We start from the raw sequence: 18733 nt of genomic DNA on the forward strand, positions 1-18733 counted from the left end.
CCATGACTATAAAACGAATCCTACCCTTTCTATTGTTATTGCTGTCCGTTACGGTTTTCGGACAGGGTTTTAGAGAAAAAAGAGAGCAGATCAAACAGTTAAAAGTAGCTTTTATTACGACCGAATTAGGTCTCACGACGGAAGAAGCGACTAAATTCTGGCCGATTTACAACAATTTTGATGAAAAACAATTTGAATTACGCCATAAAAAAATGCGTGTTTTTCAAAGCAATATGGATGAGGGAGCCATCGATAAAATGAGTGAAAAGGAAGCACTGGTATTTCTAAACCAGATGGAAAACACCGAAGAAGAACTTTTTAACCTGAAACTGAAGTTTATCGCTGATCTGAAAACCGTAATCAGTCCGACAAAAATTTTAAAACTCAAAAAGGCGGAAGACGATTTTAACCGGAAACTTTTACGACAAATGAAAGACCGCGGAAGATAATAAAAAGGAGCTTTTTTTATTAGGAAACCTGCATAGGCGTTGCAAAACCCTGGCAGGTTTTTATTTTATATACGCTTTCCAAACCTGACAGGTTGATTTCCATTACGCTGAGAAACCGATCAGGTTTTATTAGTAACCATTATACATATATAGCGTCCTGAAACCTGTCAGGTTTGTTACTTTGCGCTGAGAAACCTGACCGGTTTTACTAAAACTGAAATCGCACTATTTTATTATTCCCGGCTGCTACAATGGTTTTCCGATTTACAAAACGGATTGTAAACAGATCCTTATAATCGGCTATTTTTTGCCAGTTTTCACCAAAATCAGCCGAATAATATACCCCACTGGCTCCAACGGTTAGTAATTCCTTACCATTGCTTCCGGGAAAAAACTGTACACAGGAACCATACCCAAAGCCTTTGTTTTCGGCCACTATTTGCCAGGTTTTCCCACCATCGGTTGTACGGATTTTATTGCTGTGATTCTGATTTGGCTTATCATAATTTCCACCTACCGCAAAACCAGTATTCTTATCGTAAAAATCGGCCGAAAAAATACCCGTCATTGCTTCTCCCTGAACAATTGGTGTATCGACTACTTTCCAACTTTTTCCTTTATCCGGTGAGAAAAAAACCCGCGAACGCTTTCCGCCCGATACCACCCAGGTATTGCTTTCCTTCACAATAATATTGGTGTTACTGGCTGCAAAAAAGGCCTCGCCTTCGGTAATACCTGGTAATTGATCACAACCGATTTTTCTCCAGGTTGCTCCGCCATCCCGGGTGATCAGGAGCGAAAAACAATTGTCGGTCGGATCGCCTACCACAATACCTTCCTGGTCGTTCCAAAACTGCATACTATCGTAAAAAACCTTTTCCCCTTTTTCTTCATATACCAACTGAACATGGCTTCCGTCTTTATCAACCCGATATAACAATCCGGGATTGCCGATACTGATCATAAAAATATACGCTTTTGTTTGCGCAATACTTCGAAATTCGGGTTTCAGATCATTTTTTTCGATATGTCCCTTAAAAGCCTTCGAACCGTCTAACGCAACATAGCCGTATTTTCCATTACTTCCAGCATACCAAATGCGGTTACTGTCGACTGTAATGGCCCGGATACTGATTTTATCCGTTAGCAGCGTATCGATAGTAACCGCATTTGGGTTGGTTAACGTCACAGATGAACCGTTTTCGGTCGTGTCGGTTGTAGGTTTTAATTTATTGCAGGAAAAGCAAATGAATATTGTAAACAATAGTAGCCTTATTTTCATTCCGAAGGGATTTAAAAGGCTAATTTACAAACATTTTTGACTATAAGCGTTTGTTTTTTCCATCCAGCAGATACATCCACAACATACGGGACAATCTGAAATTAAAGGTACTTAACAGAATCGACATAATTCCGATAAGCACCACAATTGTAACGAAACTATCCACAAAAAACTGGATGATCAGGAAAAAGGCAACCATTTCGGCCACGGCTACGGCATAACTCACAAACATGGATCCGAAAAAATATCCGGGTTCCTTTTCAAATTTATGATTACAGTTGGAACAATGCGTATTCATTTTGGGCATCTGAAAAAGCAATATATTTCCTTTCTTTTCAAAAACCTGTCCCTGATGACATTTAGGGCATTTTTCCGTTACTATGTTCTTTAAAATTGACATAACTCTTTTTTTATACAAATTTCACAAGAATTCGGCAACAAGCTATAGACGATTCACACAAGTTTTTGTACTTTTAGGACATCAAAAATCCCGATACCCGTTTTATGAAAACAGCTATTCTCGACATAAAACAATTCGAACCGGGCGAAACCCGTAAGGAATTCTACACAAATACAATTGAAAATCACCTAATTACCAATCACCGTAATATTCATAAACCGCACAAACACAATTTTTATCTTACTGTACTTTTTACGCAGGGAAGTGGCATTCACGAAATTGATTTCACCACGTATACCGTAAAACCCGGCAGTCTTTTTTTCCTAAACCCCGGACAAACACATCATTGGGAATTATCGGATGATATCCGCGGTTATATTTTTTTCCATACGCAGGCTTTTTATGACCTGCATTACAATCGGATCAAAATTCACAACTATCCGTTTTTTTATAGTGTACAAAACGCACCGTTTTTATATCTTGACAACGATGCGACCGATTTCGAATCTTTATTTCGCGAAATTTTAAAAGAAAATCAAAATGAGGCCGTTTTGAAGATGCAAAAAATACTCAGTCTGATCGATCAGATTTATATTGACAGTACGCGTTTGTATATTGAAAAGAATGCAACCGCAACCGCTGTACAACATTCGTATGCCTTGCGATTTCAGGAACTCGAACGGTTGATTGAAAAGCACTATAAATCCGAAAAATCACCCTCGCAATATGCCGAATGGCTCAATGTGAGTCCAAAGCATTTAAACCGCATCACGCAATCGATGGTCGGTAAAACCACTTCCGACGTCATTTTAGATCGGGTATTTCTGGAAGCCAAACGGGAATTGATCCGGTTTAAAAACAATTTTGCAGAAATAGCCACAGCATTAGGCTATGATGATTATGCTTATTTTTCGAGACTATTCAAAAAAAAATGCGGCGAAACGCCCTCTTCATTTATTAACCGATACAGATAGGCTTGTAAGTAAATAAATTAACTATCTTTGCAAGCTGATTTTTACACAAATGAGATTACACAGAAACCTGGTTTTTACCGTTATTGATTCGATAATGGCTATTTTCAATGAAGGAGAATATGCCGACAAAGTAGTAGCACGCGCCTTAAAAAAAGACAAACGATGGGGAAGCCACGACCGAAAGTTCGTTGCCGAAACCATTTATGAAATTGTACGCTGGAAACGTTTATACGCTGAAATAGCGGAAGTTAAAGAACCGTATGACCGCGACAATGTATGGCGTATTTTTGCCGTTTGGGCTGTTTTACGCGGCTATACTTTACCGGATTGGAAGTATTTTGAAAGTACTCCGGTGCGAAAAATAAAAGGTCGTTTTGACGAATTGTCAAAAATCAGAAAATACAGAGAATCCATTCCGGACTGGATGGACGAAATTGGTGTACAGGAATTGGGCGAAGCATTATGGTCTACAGAAATCGCTGCGCAAAATGAACAGGCAAAAGTAATTTTGCGTGTTAATACATTAAAAACGACCAAAGAAAAGCTTCGTGCGGTCTTAATGGACCTAAACATCGAAACAGAATTCCATAAAGACTATCCGGATGCCCTAATTTTAAAAGAGCGTGCGAATGTATTCCTTACAGATGCGTTTAAAGAAGGTATGTTTGAAGTACAAGATGCCTCATCGCAAATGGTGGCTCGTTTTCTGGATATCAAACCAGGAATGCGCGTAGTCGACACTTGTGCCGGAGCCGGCGGAAAAACATTGCATATGGCTTCCTTAATGGAAAACAAAGGTCAGTTGATCGCGATGGATTTGTATGAAAGCAAATTAAAACAGCTAAAACTTCGCGCTAAACGAAACGGTGCATTTAATATCGAATACCGTATCATCGACAGTACGAAGGTGATCAAAAAATTACACGAAAAAGCCGACCGCGTATTAATCGATGCGCCATGTAGTGGTTTGGGTGTTTTAAAACGTAACCCCGACAGTAAATGGAAACTACAACCGGAGTTTATCGACAACATCCGTAAAGTACAGGCGGAAGTATTGGAAAACTACTCTAAAATTGTAAAACCAGGCGGAAAAATGGTGTATGCCACCTGTTCCGTATTGCCTTCCGAAAATCAGGAACAGGTTCAGAAATTTCTGCAAACCGAATCCGGAAAGCAATTTGAATTTGTAAAAGACATTAAGGTTTTGGCGTCGGAATCCGGATTTGACGGATTTTATATGGCACTTTTCAACCGAAAACCCTGATAAACAAATTGTATAAACTGACTTAACATGAAAAAATTTTACTCACTTGCGTTAGCCCTTTCTCCTCTATTGGGCTTCGCACAAGCAGGTGCTCCGGCTTCTCCGTATTATAACGGATTCAACTGGACCGTGACCGGCAGCAGCTTAAAAAGTGCATTGTCGACAAAAATCACGAACACCCACACCAAAACATTGAGCTATGACGACATCTGGGATGTAGACAAAATTATTGATCTGGATCCAAATGATGCCTCGAATGCCAACGTATTATTACTATACGGATTTAGCAACAACATGTGTCCGGCGTCTACTTCAGATAACAACGACCACAGAAGACGTAACAAGAATAGCAATGGCGGTGGTAACACCTGTCAGTGGAACCGTGAGCATACCTTTGCCAAATCATTGGGAACCCCGGATTTAGGAACTTCGGGACCTGGTGCTGATGCACACCATTTGCGTCCTGCCGATGTAACCCGTAATGGTAATCGTGGTAATCTGAAATTCGCAGCCGGTTCCGGTAATTCCGGATCTGTTGCTGGCGGATGGTATCCCGGTGACGAATGGAAAGGCGATGTAGCACGTATGATCATGTATATGTATTTACGTTATCCAACCCGTTGTTTACCTAAAAATGTAGCCACAGGATCGACGGTTTCGTCCGACAGTAACATGATTTCCTTATTATTACAATGGAATGCGGAAGATCCGGTTTCGGAATATGAAGACCGCAGAAACACCTATTTAGGAAATGCCAGTAATACCTACGGACAAGGAAACCGTAACCCATTTATCGACAACCCGTATCTGGCAACAGTAATCTGGGGCGGACCAGTAGCCGAAAACCGTTGGCCAGGTATGTTAGCTGCGGATAGTTTTGATCTATTGGCGAATGTTATGGTATATCCAAACCCGTCCAACGATCAGAAAATCAATATTTATTCGGAAAAAGAATTGGATGAGATTGAATTGATCAACATCAACGGACAAATGATACAGCAAATCAAAAAACCGGTACACAATCAGGAAGTATATACTTTAGAGAATTTACCACAAGGTTTTTACCTGATTCGTATTTCGTCTGAAAATATGAGTACAACCAAAAAAGTGATCATCAACTAAATACCGTTTTACCTATAAAAAGAACCTGCTTTTCAGCAGGTTTTTTTATGTCATTTTTTTACAAGCATCACAAAATGTTAAAAGTTGATCACATATTTTCCTACAAAATAAACCTTACAGAAACTTTTTTTGTAATTCACTCGTTTCTAAATAGTTAAAATTCTTTTTTTGTAACGACAAACATTCTACATTTGAATCCTAAATATTATTTCTTTTATGAAAAAACTCTACACTACCGCACTATTATTGTCGGTATTTTTGGGATTTAGTCAGATCCCGGCAGGGTATTACAATTCGGCCACCGGTACCGGATATACCTTAAAAACCCAGCTTTATAACATTATTAAGGGACACACAGACAGAACTTATAATGGTCTTTGGACAACCTACGGTACATCAGACCGTGATCATTACTATGAAAACGACAACACTATTTTAGACATTTATTCCGAAAAACCAGCCGGTCCGGATGCCTACAGCTATACCTACCAAACCGACCAATGTGGAAATTATACTGCAGAAGGCGCCTGCTACAACCGGGAACATACCGTTCCGCAATCGGTTTTCGGATCACAGACACCGATGTATTCCGATGCACACCATATTCCACCAACCGACGGATATGTAAATAACAGAAGAGACAACTGGCCACACGGTGTTGTAGGAACCGCCACGTGGACCTCCACCAACGGATCCAAACTGGGATCGGCTTCCAATAGCGGCTATGCTGCGGGATATACCGGAACCGTGTTCGAACCAATCGATGAATTTAAAGGCGATATTGCCCGTATGTATTTTTACTTCGCCACCCGTTACGAAAATACCGTATCCGGCTATACTTATGCCATGTTTAACGGCACCAGCAATCAGGTATTTACTACTACATTTCTTAGAATTTTATATACCTGGCATACACAGGATCCGGTAAGTCAGCGTGAAATTGATCGCAACAATGCGATTTATGCCCGTCAGAACAACCGTAACCCATACATTGATCATCCGGAATACGTACAAATTATCTGGGGACCTACACTAGCTAAGGATAGTTTTGAAGCAATTGCCAATGTATCGGTATATCCAAACCCGTCAACCAATCACACCATCAACATTTATTCGGAAAAAGAACTGGACGAAATTCAGTTGATCAATATTAGTGGTCAAATCGTACAGCAAATCAAAAAACCGGCACACAATCAGGAAGTTTATACGTTAAACGAACTGCCACAAGGTTTTTACCTGTTACGCCTTTCTTCCGAAAACCAATCCACCACCAAGAAGATAATTATTAATTAATAATCGAGGTTAGTTATAACTGAAAGAGCACCCGTAATGGGTGCTCTTTTTTATTATATGATGCTCCTATGTTATTACATATTTCTTCGGTATTGTCCACCTACTTCAAACAAAGCTGCAGTGATCTGACCTAAAGAACAGTATTTCGCAGCATCCATCAGTTTTTCGAAAATATTCTGATTCTGAATCGCCGCTTCCTGGATAATTTCCAATTGTTTTACCACTTCATCCGCATTTGCCTGATGTAGATTTTCCAGCGTATGAATCTGGAATTGTTTTTCCTCTTCCGTCGCACGGATAACCTCAGCCGGTACCACCGTTGGCGAACCTTTGGAACTTAGGAATGTATTCACACCGATAATCGGGAATTCACCGGTATGTTTCAGGGTTTCGTAGTACAAACTTTCCTCCTGAATTTTAGAACGCTGATACATGGTTTCCATAGCACCCAATACACCACCTCTTTCGGTAATTCTGTCGAATTCGGCTAAAACGGCTTCCTCAACCAAGTCGGTTAGTTCTTCGATGATAAACGATCCCTGAATTGGGTTTTCGTTTTTCGCCAATCCTAACTCTTTATTGATAATCAACTGGATTGCCATCGCACGACGTACCGATTCTTCAGTTGGCGTAGTAATCGCCTCATCGTAGGCATTCGTGTGTAACGAGTTACAGTTATCGTATATCGCATATAGCGCCTGTAAAGTCGTACGGATATCGTTAAAATCGATTTCCTGAGCGTGTAACGAACGCCCGGAAGTCTGAATATGGTATTTTAACATCTGCGCTCTTTCGTTGGCTCCATATTTTAATTTAAGCGCCTTTGCCCAAATCTTACGCGCCACACGTCCGATAACCGCATATTCCGGATCGATACCGTTTGAAAAGAAGAACGACAGGTTTGGTCCAAAATCATTGATGTTCATACCACGGCTCAGGTAGTATTCCACATAGGTAAATCCGTTTGCCAATGTAAAGGCCAACTGTGTAATCGGGTTAGCACCTGCTTCGGCGATATGGTATCCGGAAATTGAAACCGAATAGAAGTTTCGTACGTTTTTCGTAATAAAATACTCCTGAACGTCACCCATCAAGCGCAACGCAAATTCGGTAGAGAAAATACAGGTGTTTTGTGCCTGATCTTCTTTTAAGATATCCGCCTGAACGGTTCCACGTACTTGCGCTAATGTTTTTACTTTGATGTCATTATAAATATCCAATGGTAAAACCTGATCTCCGGTAACACCCAATAGCATTAATCCCAATCCGTCGTTACCTTTAGGCAGATCACCGTTATAACGCGGACGCGCTACGCCTTTTTTCTTGTAGATCGCCTCGATTTTGGCTTCCACTTCTTTTTCCAATCCGTTTTCTTTGATATACAATTCACATTGCTGATCAATAGCGGCATTCATAAAGAATCCTAACAACATTGGCGCCGGGCCATTGATGGTCATACTCACCGATGTCATTGGATGTGCCAGATTGAATCCGGAATATAATTTTTTCGCATCGTCAAGACAACAGATCGATACTCCGGCATTTCCGATTTTTCCGTAAATATCCGGTCGGTGACCCGGGTCGTTTCCGTATAAGGTCACACTATCGAAAGCGGTTGACAAACGTTTTGCCGGCATTCCCAAACTTACATAGTGGAAACGACGGTTGGTTCGTTCCGGTCCGCCTTCTCCGGCAAACATACGGGTTGGATCTTCTCCTTCGCGTTTAAACGGATACAATCCGGATGCAAACGGGAATTCTCCCGGTACGTTTTCCTGTAACGACCAACGTAAAATATCGCCCCATGCCTGGTATTTCGGCAATGCTACTTTTGGTATCTGCGAATGCGATAAACTTTCGGTATGTGTCGCAATTTTGATCTCTTTATCACGAACCATAAAACTATACACCGGGTTTTTGTATTTGTTTACTTTTTCATCCCAGGTTAGAATAATTTCCCAGTTGTAGGGATCCAGGTTCATTTTTACTCTGTCGAATTCTTTTACTAATAACGACAGGAATAGTTTTTTATCCTCATCGGAAGTTGTTACAGAAGTCTCGTCGATTCCTGATTTATTGATCAATGGTTTTTGACCCGAAACGGTTTCGATGGTTTTAAAAATTCCGTATAATTTTTGAGCCACATCCTGCTGACTAGCTGCTACTTCGTCGTATTTACGGTTATTTTCGGCGATTTCCGATAAATAACGGGTACGATGCGGTGGAATCACGAAAATTTTCTCGCTCATCTCGCGGGTAATTTCAAAAGTCGACTGTAAAGCGACACCCGTTTTTTCCACTACTTTATCCATAATGGATTTGTAAAGCGTGTTCATTCCCGGATCGTTAAACTGAGAAGCGATGGTTCCGAAAACCGGCATTTCATCCGGGTTTACGTCCCAAAGGTTATGGTTGCGCTGGTATTGTTTCTTTACATCGCGAATCGCATCCAACGCACCTCTTTTATCGAATTTATTGATCGCAACCAGGTCGGCAAAATCCAACATATCGATTTTTTCCAACTGTGTCGCGGCACCAAACTCCGGTGTCATCACATATAATGACACATCCGAATGTTCTAAAATTTCCGTATCCGACTGACCAATACCGGATGTTTCCAATACAATCAGGTCGTATTTGGCAGCTTTTAGCACTTCTATCGCTTCCGCTACATATTTTGACAATGCCAGATTGGACTGACGGGTTGCCAAAGAACGCATATACACTCTTGGGTTGTTAATCGCATTCATACGAATACGGTCGCCCAATAAAGCACCACCCGTTTTACGTTTGGACGGATCGACCGAAATCAAACCGATTGTTTTTTCCGGGAAATCGATTAAGAAACGACGTACTAATTCGTCGACCAAAGACGACTTACCAGCACCACCCGTTCCGGTGATTCCCAATACCGGAATATGATTTTCTTTATTTTTCTGATGAATCTGATCTAAGGTCTCCTTGGCTACTTCCGGAAAGTTTTCGGCCGAAGAAATCACCCGGGCAATAGCCGTTGGATTTTTCTCTTCCAAATGATTGATCTCTCCGTTTAAGACATCTCCAACCGGAAAATCGGCCCGTTGTACCAAATCGTTGATCATTCCTTGTAATCCCAATTCTCTTCCGTCATCCGGTGAATAAATACGCGTAATTCCGTATTCGTGTAATTCCTTAATTTCCTCCGGAAGGATCACACCACCTCCACCGCCAAAAATCTTGATATGTCCGGCACCTTTTTCTTTTAAAAGGTCGTACATATACTTAAAATATTCATTATGTCCACCCTGATACGACGTCATTGCAATTGCATTGGCATCTTCCTGAATTGCTGTATTAACTACTTCTTCCACACTTCTGTCGTGACCTAAGTGAATCACCTCAACACCGGTTGCCTGAATAATTCGACGCATGATGTTGATCGCCGCATCGTGCCCGTCGAATAACGACGCAGCCGTTACAATACGGACTTTATTAACAGGTTGGTAAGGTTGTGCTTGTTCCATTGTTATTCTGAATTTTGAGGTCGCAATGTAGTGAATTCTGCAAGATTAAAAAAGTGTTCGATTGTTAATAGATTGCCCTTAAACACGCTTTAAGCCTATTTTTATAACACGAAAAAGCGACTTTCCGACAAATCCAAAGGTTCTGATTATATAAAACAACTACAAGCAACTGCAACAAACTATCGTTTTACCGTAGGATATGGTCGTTTTGTGCTTTCGCTTCGGTCATTCCCTGAATGCTATGGCCGGTGATTTTAAATTGGCTTGCGGGTTTCGTTTCTTCGTGTGTATAAATTTCTGAATGTGTCCACGCTAAAATCATACGTCAAATTGATGGTTTTTATTTTTCCATAACTAAAAGTCATCTCATTTTTTTGGTACAAACTTTGATTACCTTTGAACATCAATAACAAATACTATGAAAAAAATAATTTTACTCCTTGCTCTTTTATCATTATCCAATTATGCTGATGCCCAAATTTTAAAACAATTAACGGATAAAATTAAAAGTTCTAACAAAACGCAAACTACCGGATTGTTAAGTCAGACCGATATAGCAGCCGGTTTAAAAGAGGCGTTAAACAAAGGGATTGAAAAACAAGTAACGAAACTAACCCAGGTCGATGGTTTTTATAAAAACGAGATGGTTAAAATCCTGATGCCGGAAGAATTGCAAAAAGTAGACAAAACCCTACGTAGTATGGGAATGGGAAGCCTTGCAGACGAGGGTATAAAAGTGATGAACCGCGCCGCCGAAGATGCGGTAAAAGAAGCCACTCCTATTTTCGTGAACGCCATTAAAGGAATGACGTTTACCGATGCCAAAAATATTTTAATGGGTAACGATACAGCTGCAACCAACTATTTACAGACGTCGACATCTACAGCATTATACGCTAAATTTAACCCGGTTATTAAAACCTCGTTTGAAAATGTAGGTGCCGATAAAGTTTGGACAGGAATCATCAATAAATACAACACATTGCCATTGGTTAAAAAAGTGAATCCGGATTTAACCGATTATGTAACCAACGAAGCAATGAAAGGGGTGTTTAAAATGATTTCGGTAGAGGAAAAAGACATCCGCGGCAACCTGAATTCGAGAAGCTCCGATCTATTGAAAAAAGTGTTTGCTGCGCAAGACAAAAAATAATTCGAAAATTATAAAAATGGAATAAAAAGCCTTTGGGAAAGAAAAATCCTAAAGTATTCTTAAGAATCTATTTTTTTAATTATCAATAACATACAAATAACATTCCGTTAACACAAGTGCTAAAAAAAATGTCGGACATTTGCAGAGTAATAAATGATTTCTCATTTGGTTAGGGTTAGTTAAAAAAGAATTGCCGGTGCTTCTCACACCGGCTTTTTTTATGCCATAAACGGATACCTGACAGGTTTTGAAAACCTGTCAGGTTTAACTTTATAAAGGTGTGATTTTATAAGGAGTTTAAAAAGGCTAATAATGAGGTTCGCTCCCCTGTAGAAAGTTGTTTAAAACGATCTTTTGCATTTTGTCCTTCGCCACCATGCCATAGAATTGCTTCGGTTAGATTTCGCGCACGTCCATCGTGTAAAAAATGCGTATGCCCGTTAACCAATTCCGTTAAACCAATCCCCCATAACGGTCGTGTTTTCCATTCTTTTCCATTCGCCAGGAAATCCGGACGGTTATCGGCCAATCCATCACCCATATCATGTAAAAGTAAATCGGAATACGGATAAAATACCTGATTCGACAAAGCCGCAATCGGACTATATCCTGTGGTTTGTTTTGGCGTATGGCATTGTGTACAACCAATGCGCTCAAAAATCGCGGCACCTTCCCGTACCTGTCGGCTACCTATATTTCGTGGTGCCGGAACGGCTAATGTTCTACAATACAAAGCCACCTGATCTAAAACGGCATTGGTAATTTCCGGATCATCATTTAATCCATCTTGTCCGTTGGATTGATTGTGACCGGTTTCATTTGGAAACACATAATTGGTAATCCCCATATCCTCGACATAAGCTGCCGCACATTGTACCAAAATCGTTCCGGTATTGGCTTTCCATCCAAAGCGTCCCAATACGGTTTGCTGTAACACCGGATCCCAGACGTAATTGGCCTTTCCGGAAATCCCGTCACCATTAGTATCATTGATATCCTGTAATGCCAGAATATTCGCTTCCGGAATCGCTTCCAAAAGTCCTAAACCAAAAACAGGTGTTCCAATTCGCGGCGATGTCATCATCCCTGCCGGAAACGGTATATACGGATTGGTTAAAGTGATAATTGGTTTTCGAAGTCGTACAATCGTACCATCGGCCAAAGTTTCGGTACTTTCTTCGAAAGTCACCTGATAGGCCGCTTCCGGCGTATATCCAAATAGGGCCTGGTTCTGAATCTGCAAAACAAACCCCGGAGCAGCAAGCGGTCCGCCATGCGCATCCATCCCCGGAATACTGGCGCGAACCAATAAGCCACTTCGATTGTTGATCACCATAGGAAATGCCGATCGTCCATCTCTTGGATGACAGGCAATACACGATGAATTATTAAAAATGGGCCCCAATCCGGAATTGACATTCGCCGGAGCCGTTACAAAAATCGATTCAAACTGTACGTCACCCGATAGATGGATTCCGAGACTTTCCGGATCCAGATTGGGAGCCGGCATACTAAAGGCATTACTGGTTGCCAGGAAAACAGTTGTTTCACCACCGGCCATTAACCGGTCGTTCAGATCCGGGATATTCTCATATTCGTCCGGATTATTATCATTACTACAGGAAACCAGTGTTATCCCCAACAAGCCAAATGCTATGTATTTTTTTATCATGTTATTTTTCATTGGAAAATCCCTCACTTAAATTGGATTAGGTGAGGGATTAGGAAGACATCATAATGAAGGTTCACAAATTAATTACAACTTGTGAAACTAAATCACGGTCAAAATTTATAGTTACTATGGCAATTACTATTCTTAGTTGTTAATTAACGGCAACAATTGTGTTTGCAACATACTGAACAATTCGTTCACTTTTTGCTGTGCATTTTCAACTGCCGGTCTGTTGTTATAGATGGCATCCGTAAACGATACCGGAATAGCTTCGATGGCTGAAATTGACTCTGCAATTTTTGCTTTGATCGCCGTATCCAATTGGGGATTTCTAGCCGCTACTACATCTGTCAACCCTTTTCCATCAATACTTCCATAATCCCCTAAATAAACATTCTGAACACTACGAATGTTATCGGCGAAGTCTAAAAGTGAATTTTTACTAAAACGAGATTCTTCTGCCTGAGGCGAAACCCCTTCTCCATTCGGACCGTTTAACGGCTCCTGGATTTTAGTATTCGCCACCTCATCCGCAATGGTGATGATTCCGTGAACGAACTCCTCCAATGCCGCTTTTTGAGACGGATATTTTACGTTTCCGGAATTTCCGGCTGTAAGGAAAAATCCAACATAATTTCCGGAAGAAGCACTCCATCCGTTGATTAATGTTTGGGTGTTGTTTTGTAAATCTTCTGCAGCCGCTTTCAGGTATTGTAACTCACGAGCCGTAAGTTGTGCCGCTGTTTTTGTTCCGTTTTCTCCCCATAATAAAAACTCGATTAAGTGGAATCCACGTGCTTCCGGGTTCGCAGCGATCACATTAGCCGTGATTGGCTGACCACTGGAAAGAATGTTGTTCATCGCTTCCACGTCAACTGGCCAGGTATCCATTGCCGGATCCAAACCACCGTTTCCTAAAGCGTCATCGGCTACCGGTCCGTATAAAAATCCTTCTGATTGCTCCCAAGGTTTACGCGTATTTACCCAAGCTTGTTTTGCAGCTGCCAGGTTCACTTCGTTTGGTGTTGTTGCCAACGTATTGATTGCCGTTCTTAATTCTCCGGCTTTCTGGTTTAATGTTTTATAGGTTTCTACCACTACATTTGATGACACATTACCAATTACATCCGAAAATAATGAAGCGTTCGGGTCTACATAGTTAGTATCGTCATTATCACTACAATTTGCCAATGTCATTGCCATTGCAATAAATCCCAGACTTAAAATTCTTCTTTTCATCTATTAAAAATTTGAGTTAGTATTTTATTATTAAAACGAGAATCCGATTCCGGCAGAAAAAGTATTCTCTTGTTGTTTTTCACCTGTGTTTAGCGATGTTACCGGATCAAACTGATACGATCCCAATCGTCGGTTTTGGTAATGTGCTTTTAACACGATCTGCGGATGCACAAACCAGTTAAATCCACCCATCATCGCACTGCGCTCCCAACGCGGTTTACGCACTACGTTTCCTTCCACTTCATGCATGGTATCGTAATAGTCGTAACGTAAAAACGGGTATACTTTTTGTTTGGCCTGCGGATTGATGAAATGCAGGATTTCATAACCTACCTCAGCCGAAAATCCGACTACATTTTTTCCAACCGGCGTTCTTTTAACCCCTAAGTTGTTGGACAAACTGGCATTTTTACGGGAAACGATATTCGAATTTTCAAGGTTACCATATAGGAAAATCGAATTAAAACGCAGGTAATCGTCATCGTAGGTAATGTGTCCTTCGAATATGGTCACATAAGCCGATTCCTTCATATCGCTTTTCGGACGGTTTGCCGCGGCATCATTGATATAGGCCGAAACCCCGAAATAGGTATTTTTGTGTGTTCCGAATTTATAATCCAAACGTGCCGTAAGTGCCCAGCTTTCGCCAACGGACATTTCAAAACGGGTTTGGTATCCTTCTTTAATCCATCCTCGGGAACTAAACCCGGACGCGTCCAAACCATTGGTTACCGACACCTCATATTTGAATCGTTTTTTCCAGAAAGTTCCGTGGAACTGCACCCCATTTTCATACCAACCCAATGGTAAGATTTCGTTTTCCATTTCCTGACGGTGTGTTGTAAAATACGAGATCGGGCGGTCTAAATCCTGTGCCAATCCAAAGTGGATTTTCATACGTCCCACACGAACATTAAAATACGGACGGATCGCCAGGTTTACGTGAACCTGCTCGATTTTCACTTCTCCACCCGCTTCGATTTCCTGTTCGTATTCACCGGCTTCTTCTTGTGTATCCAGCTCAACAGTAGAACCGGTTCCGCCGTGTTCGAATTCGATTTCCGATTTAAAACTAATCCAATCGTTAAAATTATAACCCAGGTATAAGTTCAAACGTTCGGCATCAAATTTATCCTTCATTCCTAAGTCGGTATCATAGCGCCGGTAGTTGTAATAATTCACCACTCCGTAGCCACTCAGGGTAAACTTGCTCCAGTTAAAAAGGTTCTTATTATCGTTAGCAAAATCCTGCTTTACTTCTTGTCGAAGCTCTTCTCTAAGCTCCTTTTTTATTTGCTCTTTAAGTTGTTTAACACTCGTATAATCAACCGTTTGTGCGTATCCAGTATATGAAATTCCGGCGAGTAGTAAAAGTAATATTCGGTTCATACAGTCTTTAAATTTCGGGCAAAGCTATATATTTATTTTTAATAAGTCTAAATAAGTGTAATATTTTTTTAACTTTGCCCTAACTTTTGATTAAGATTTTTTTATGTTAAAAGACTATCGATTCGCTAACATTTTAGCCTTCAATCGCTTAAAACCGATAAAAGGGCAATTACAAAAAAAGCAGGATCAGTTACTATCCGCCTTATTTACTCCGATTGACAATTCGCAATTGATCCTTTTCAGGATTGTTTTTGGTTTATTGATCGCACTACATTGTTTACAATCTGTCAACTCCGAATGGGTACGTCGTAATTTTATGCTTCCCTCCTACACTTTCACACATATCGGAATGGAGTGGTTACAGCCGTTACCCGGTGATGGCATGCTCTATTACTTCTATGCAATGGGAGTTGTTGGGTTGCTTATTTCGATCGGATTGTTCTACCGTTTCAGCATGGCTTTGTTTACGATTATGTGGGCAGGTGTTTACTTTATGCAAAAAACAGCCTATAATAATCATCACTACCTACTTTTATTGCTTGGGATTATGTTGTTTTTTCTACCGGCCAATTGTGCTAATTCGGTAGATGCCAAATTAAAACCATCCATTCGTAAAACTCATATCCCCCAATGGTGTATTTGGGTATTGATTCTCCAGGTTGGAATTGTTTATTTTTATGCGACCGTAGCCAAACTCTACCCCGATTGGCTCGATGGTACTTTTACCCGGGAAATGTTAAATAAGCATGCTACACCAACCCTGAAAACACTCTATTCTCAGAAATGGTTTTACCTGTTTATCGCTTATGCCGGCATCCTTTTCGACTTATTGGTAGTTCCGTTGATGCTATGGCGTCGTACGCGAATGCTGGCTTTTATCGCCTCGGTCATTTTTCATTTTTTTAATAAAATACATCTGGGTATCGGAATCTTTCCATTCCTGGCACTTTCGTTTTCCATATTACTTTTTCCACCGGAAACCATACGCCGACTGTTTTTCCGGAAAAAAGTCGTACCGGAAGCTGATGTGCAACAAACGAATTACCGAAAGCGCATACTGTTGTACTTTTTTGTTCCCTATTTTATTTTCCAACTGGCTTTCCCGTTACGCCACTGGCTTATCGAAGGTGATGTTTTATGGACCGAAGAAGGCCATCGCTTGAGTTGGCGGATGATGCTGCGCAACCGTAGCGGCTATTCCAAGTTTTATGTTGTGGATCATGCCACCGGTGAAAAAAAACGCTTTAAATTAAAACGCATTCTGACTAAAAAACAGATTCGTGGGATGCAAACCAAACCGGATATGATCTGGCAAACGGCGCAAAAGATCAAAGAAGAATATCAAAAGGAAGGTAAAAACATCAGTATTTATATCGATTCGAAGGTGTCGATTAATAAAAAACCACTCCGAACGCTCATCGATCCGAATGTCGATTTTGCAAAAGCAGAATGGAATTATTTCACTCATAATGAATGGATTCTACTCTACAAATAGCAGTATAATTATCAGCAATTCGGCTACTTCATTAAATAAAATTCAAAAAAATATCGACAAAAGGTCAAACCATTAAGAAAATTTAGTAGTATTGCAAATTATTTAGATTTAGTATAAATAAAAATAACTTACCCAAAATGAAAAAAACATTACACGCCTGTTTTACTGCATTACTCTTATTCCCCATTCCCGATGGTATCGCACAACCGATACGTATCGGAAATGAAACCAGTAACAACATTACCAGCGACGCGCCGGTAAACTGCGTATACGAAAAATCAGCCAGCGAAAGTCTGTATCTTTCCAGCGAAATCAATAGTTCCGGAACAATAACCGCTTTATCCTGGCAACACAGTTCTACTTTTAATGCAGCGGCAACCAACAATATCAAAATTTATTTAAAAACCACCACGCTTACCGCTTTGCCATCGGGTACGGTTGGTACCGGTTTTTCGGGTTATACCGAAGTATATTCCGGAGCATTACCGGCTATTACGGCAGCCGGATGGAATACCATCACCCTTACAACCCCATTTTCCTACGATAAAAACGCCGGTAATTTAGCCATATTGGTAGTACGGGATGCAACTACAAAAGACGATAACAATTATCCGAGATTCCGAGCCACGACAACCAATCCCAACTATCTGTGTCGCAAATACAGCAGCGGTGTCGACTTTTTTACACCAACTGCAACGCCATGGAACAGCAATGCCAACATGAGCGGCTCGTATTACCGTCCGAATGTCCAGATCACCATGAACAGTACTACGCCAACAGCAACGTACTGTACGATTACTAACAACAACAGCTGTTTGTATGGCGGTACGATAACCAACGTAACTTTTTCCGGAATCAATTATACCACCGAATGCAGTCAGGATAACTATTCATATATCGATTATAGTGCGACCGTTGGAGCGGCACAAGTTGCCAAAGGTTCGACAAACAGTATTTCCGTGACGGTAGACAATCCGGGAAGCAGCGGAGGTGTTGGTGTTTGGATCGATTTTAACCAAAACGGAACCTTCGAAAGTACTGAATTTTTCAGTTTGGGGACCATCAACAGTAGTAACAGTGCTACGTTTAGCAGTAATCAAATCGTAGTTCCGGCATCTGCTTTAAGCGGTACCACCCGCATGCGAATCCGTTCGAAACGATTAACCGCTGTAACCGCCGCCGAAGCCTGTGAATTTATAGGCAGCGCCCGTGGTGAAGTGGAAGATTATGCCATTATGATTGCCGAACAAACAATGAACACTTCCGATTTCGACAAAACATCCGTGCGACTATATCCAAATCCAACGCAAGGAACCGTGACATTTGAAGCTGCTGAAAACATCAAAAAAATTACGTTTTACAATGCATTAGGTCAGATCATTACTGTTCAGACTTCTAACACCGCAGACCTATCGGCATTTGGAAACGGGATTTATACCGCCAGAATTGAATTTGAAAACGGTCAGACCGCGACACAAAAGATCATCAAAAAATAACC

At 40.8% G+C, this 18733-nt stretch carries 15 protein-coding genes; 8 read left to right on the forward strand and 7 right to left on the reverse strand.

Going from position 1 to position 18733, the window contains the following annotated elements; all coding sequences use genetic code 11:
- The first annotated feature begins 2 nt into the window (after window positions 1-2).
- Window positions 3-449 (forward strand): sensor of ECF-type sigma factor, encoded by a 447-nt coding sequence (locus tag E6C50_RS16950; RefSeq protein WP_136404435.1) that lies wholly within the window; start codon window positions 3-5, stop codon window positions 447-449.
- A 208-nt stretch (window positions 450-657) separates the two neighbouring features.
- On the opposite strand, the gene E6C50_RS16955 is transcribed toward E6C50_RS16950, so the two are convergent.
- Both E6C50_RS16955 and E6C50_RS16960 read right to left on the reverse strand, forming a co-directional pair.
- Window positions 658-1731, reverse strand: a complete 1074-nt coding sequence (locus E6C50_RS16955; protein WP_136404436.1) for a WD40/YVTN/BNR-like repeat-containing protein — start codon at window positions 1729-1731, stop codon at window positions 658-660.
- A gap of 40 nt (window positions 1732-1771) precedes the next feature.
- Entirely contained in the window at window positions 1772-2131 is a 360-nt protein-coding gene (locus E6C50_RS16960; RefSeq protein WP_136404437.1) for a DUF983 domain-containing protein, read from the reverse strand.
- Between the two features lie 104 nt (window positions 2132-2235).
- On the opposite strand from E6C50_RS16960, the gene E6C50_RS16965 reads away from it, so the two are divergent.
- The 4 genes from E6C50_RS16965 to E6C50_RS16980 all read left to right on the forward strand — a co-directional run bounded on the left by E6C50_RS16965 (window position 2236) and on the right by E6C50_RS16980 (window position 6784).
- Window positions 2236-3105: a helix-turn-helix domain-containing protein gene (locus E6C50_RS16965; protein ID WP_136404438.1), complete on the forward strand. Its 870-nt coding sequence runs from the start codon at window positions 2236-2238 to the stop codon at window positions 3103-3105.
- Between the two features lie 49 nt (window positions 3106-3154).
- Complete coding sequence (locus E6C50_RS16970; protein WP_136404439.1) at window positions 3155-4369, forward strand: RsmB/NOP family class I SAM-dependent RNA methyltransferase; 1215 nt, start codon at window positions 3155-3157, stop codon at window positions 4367-4369.
- A gap of 27 nt (window positions 4370-4396) precedes the next feature.
- A complete protein-coding gene (locus E6C50_RS16975) occupies window positions 4397-5491 on the forward strand; it encodes an endonuclease (protein ID WP_136404440.1) in 1095 nt (364 codons plus the stop codon).
- A gap of 216 nt (window positions 5492-5707) precedes the next feature.
- Complete coding sequence (locus E6C50_RS16980) at window positions 5708-6784, forward strand: endonuclease (protein ID WP_136404441.1); 1077 nt, start codon at window positions 5708-5710, stop codon at window positions 6782-6784.
- 74 nt (window positions 6785-6858) lie between these two features.
- Here the strand turns inward: E6C50_RS16980 and E6C50_RS16985 are convergent, their stop codons facing one another.
- Window positions 6859-10287 carry a methylmalonyl-CoA mutase family protein gene (locus E6C50_RS16985; protein ID WP_136404442.1) on the reverse strand — a complete coding sequence of 1143 codons (3429 nt, stop codon included), beginning with the start codon at window positions 10285-10287 and terminating at the stop codon, window positions 6859-6861.
- A 187-nt stretch (window positions 10288-10474) separates the two neighbouring features.
- Window positions 10475-10609: a hypothetical protein gene (locus tag E6C50_RS18035; protein WP_262712833.1), complete on the reverse strand. Its 135-nt coding sequence runs from the start codon at window positions 10607-10609 to the stop codon at window positions 10475-10477.
- Between the two features lie 96 nt (window positions 10610-10705).
- On the opposite strand from E6C50_RS18035, the gene E6C50_RS16990 reads away from it, so the two are divergent.
- The gene (locus E6C50_RS16990; RefSeq protein WP_136404443.1) at window positions 10706-11440 is read left to right on the forward strand and encodes a DUF4197 domain-containing protein; all 735 of its coding nucleotides are present in this window, start codon (window positions 10706-10708) and stop codon (window positions 11438-11440) included.
- Between the two features lie 286 nt (window positions 11441-11726).
- Here E6C50_RS16990 and E6C50_RS16995 read toward each other — a convergent pair whose 3' ends face one another.
- From E6C50_RS16995 to E6C50_RS17005, 3 genes are all read right to left on the reverse strand, one after another.
- On the reverse strand, window positions 11727-13112 hold the full coding sequence (locus tag E6C50_RS16995; RefSeq protein ID WP_136404444.1) for a di-heme oxidoreductase family protein: 1386 nt from the start codon (window positions 13110-13112) through the stop codon (window positions 11727-11729).
- 144 nt (window positions 13113-13256) lie between these two features.
- Window positions 13257-14351 carry an imelysin family protein gene (locus tag E6C50_RS17000; RefSeq protein ID WP_136404445.1) on the reverse strand — a complete coding sequence of 365 codons (1095 nt, stop codon included), beginning with the start codon at window positions 14349-14351 and terminating at the stop codon, window positions 13257-13259.
- Between the two features lie 30 nt (window positions 14352-14381).
- Window positions 14382-15740 carry a porin gene (locus tag E6C50_RS17005; protein ID WP_136404446.1) on the reverse strand — a complete coding sequence of 453 codons (1359 nt, stop codon included), beginning with the start codon at window positions 15738-15740 and terminating at the stop codon, window positions 14382-14384.
- 103 nt (window positions 15741-15843) lie between these two features.
- Between E6C50_RS17005 and E6C50_RS17010 the strand changes: the two genes are divergently transcribed.
- Together E6C50_RS17010 and E6C50_RS17015 are read left to right on the forward strand one after the other, a co-directional pair.
- Window positions 15844-17235: an HTTM domain-containing protein gene (locus E6C50_RS17010; protein WP_136404447.1), complete on the forward strand. Its 1392-nt coding sequence runs from the start codon at window positions 15844-15846 to the stop codon at window positions 17233-17235.
- A gap of 137 nt (window positions 17236-17372) precedes the next feature.
- On the forward strand, window positions 17373-18731 hold the full coding sequence (locus E6C50_RS17015; RefSeq protein ID WP_136404448.1) for a T9SS type A sorting domain-containing protein: 1359 nt from the start codon (window positions 17373-17375) through the stop codon (window positions 18729-18731).
- The last annotated feature ends 2 nt before the right edge of the window (window positions 18732-18733 follow it).

This window comes from Flavobacterium supellecticarium (assembly GCF_004801375.1).
Classification (GTDB): Bacteria; Bacteroidota; Bacteroidia; order Flavobacteriales; family Flavobacteriaceae; genus Flavobacterium; species Flavobacterium supellecticarium.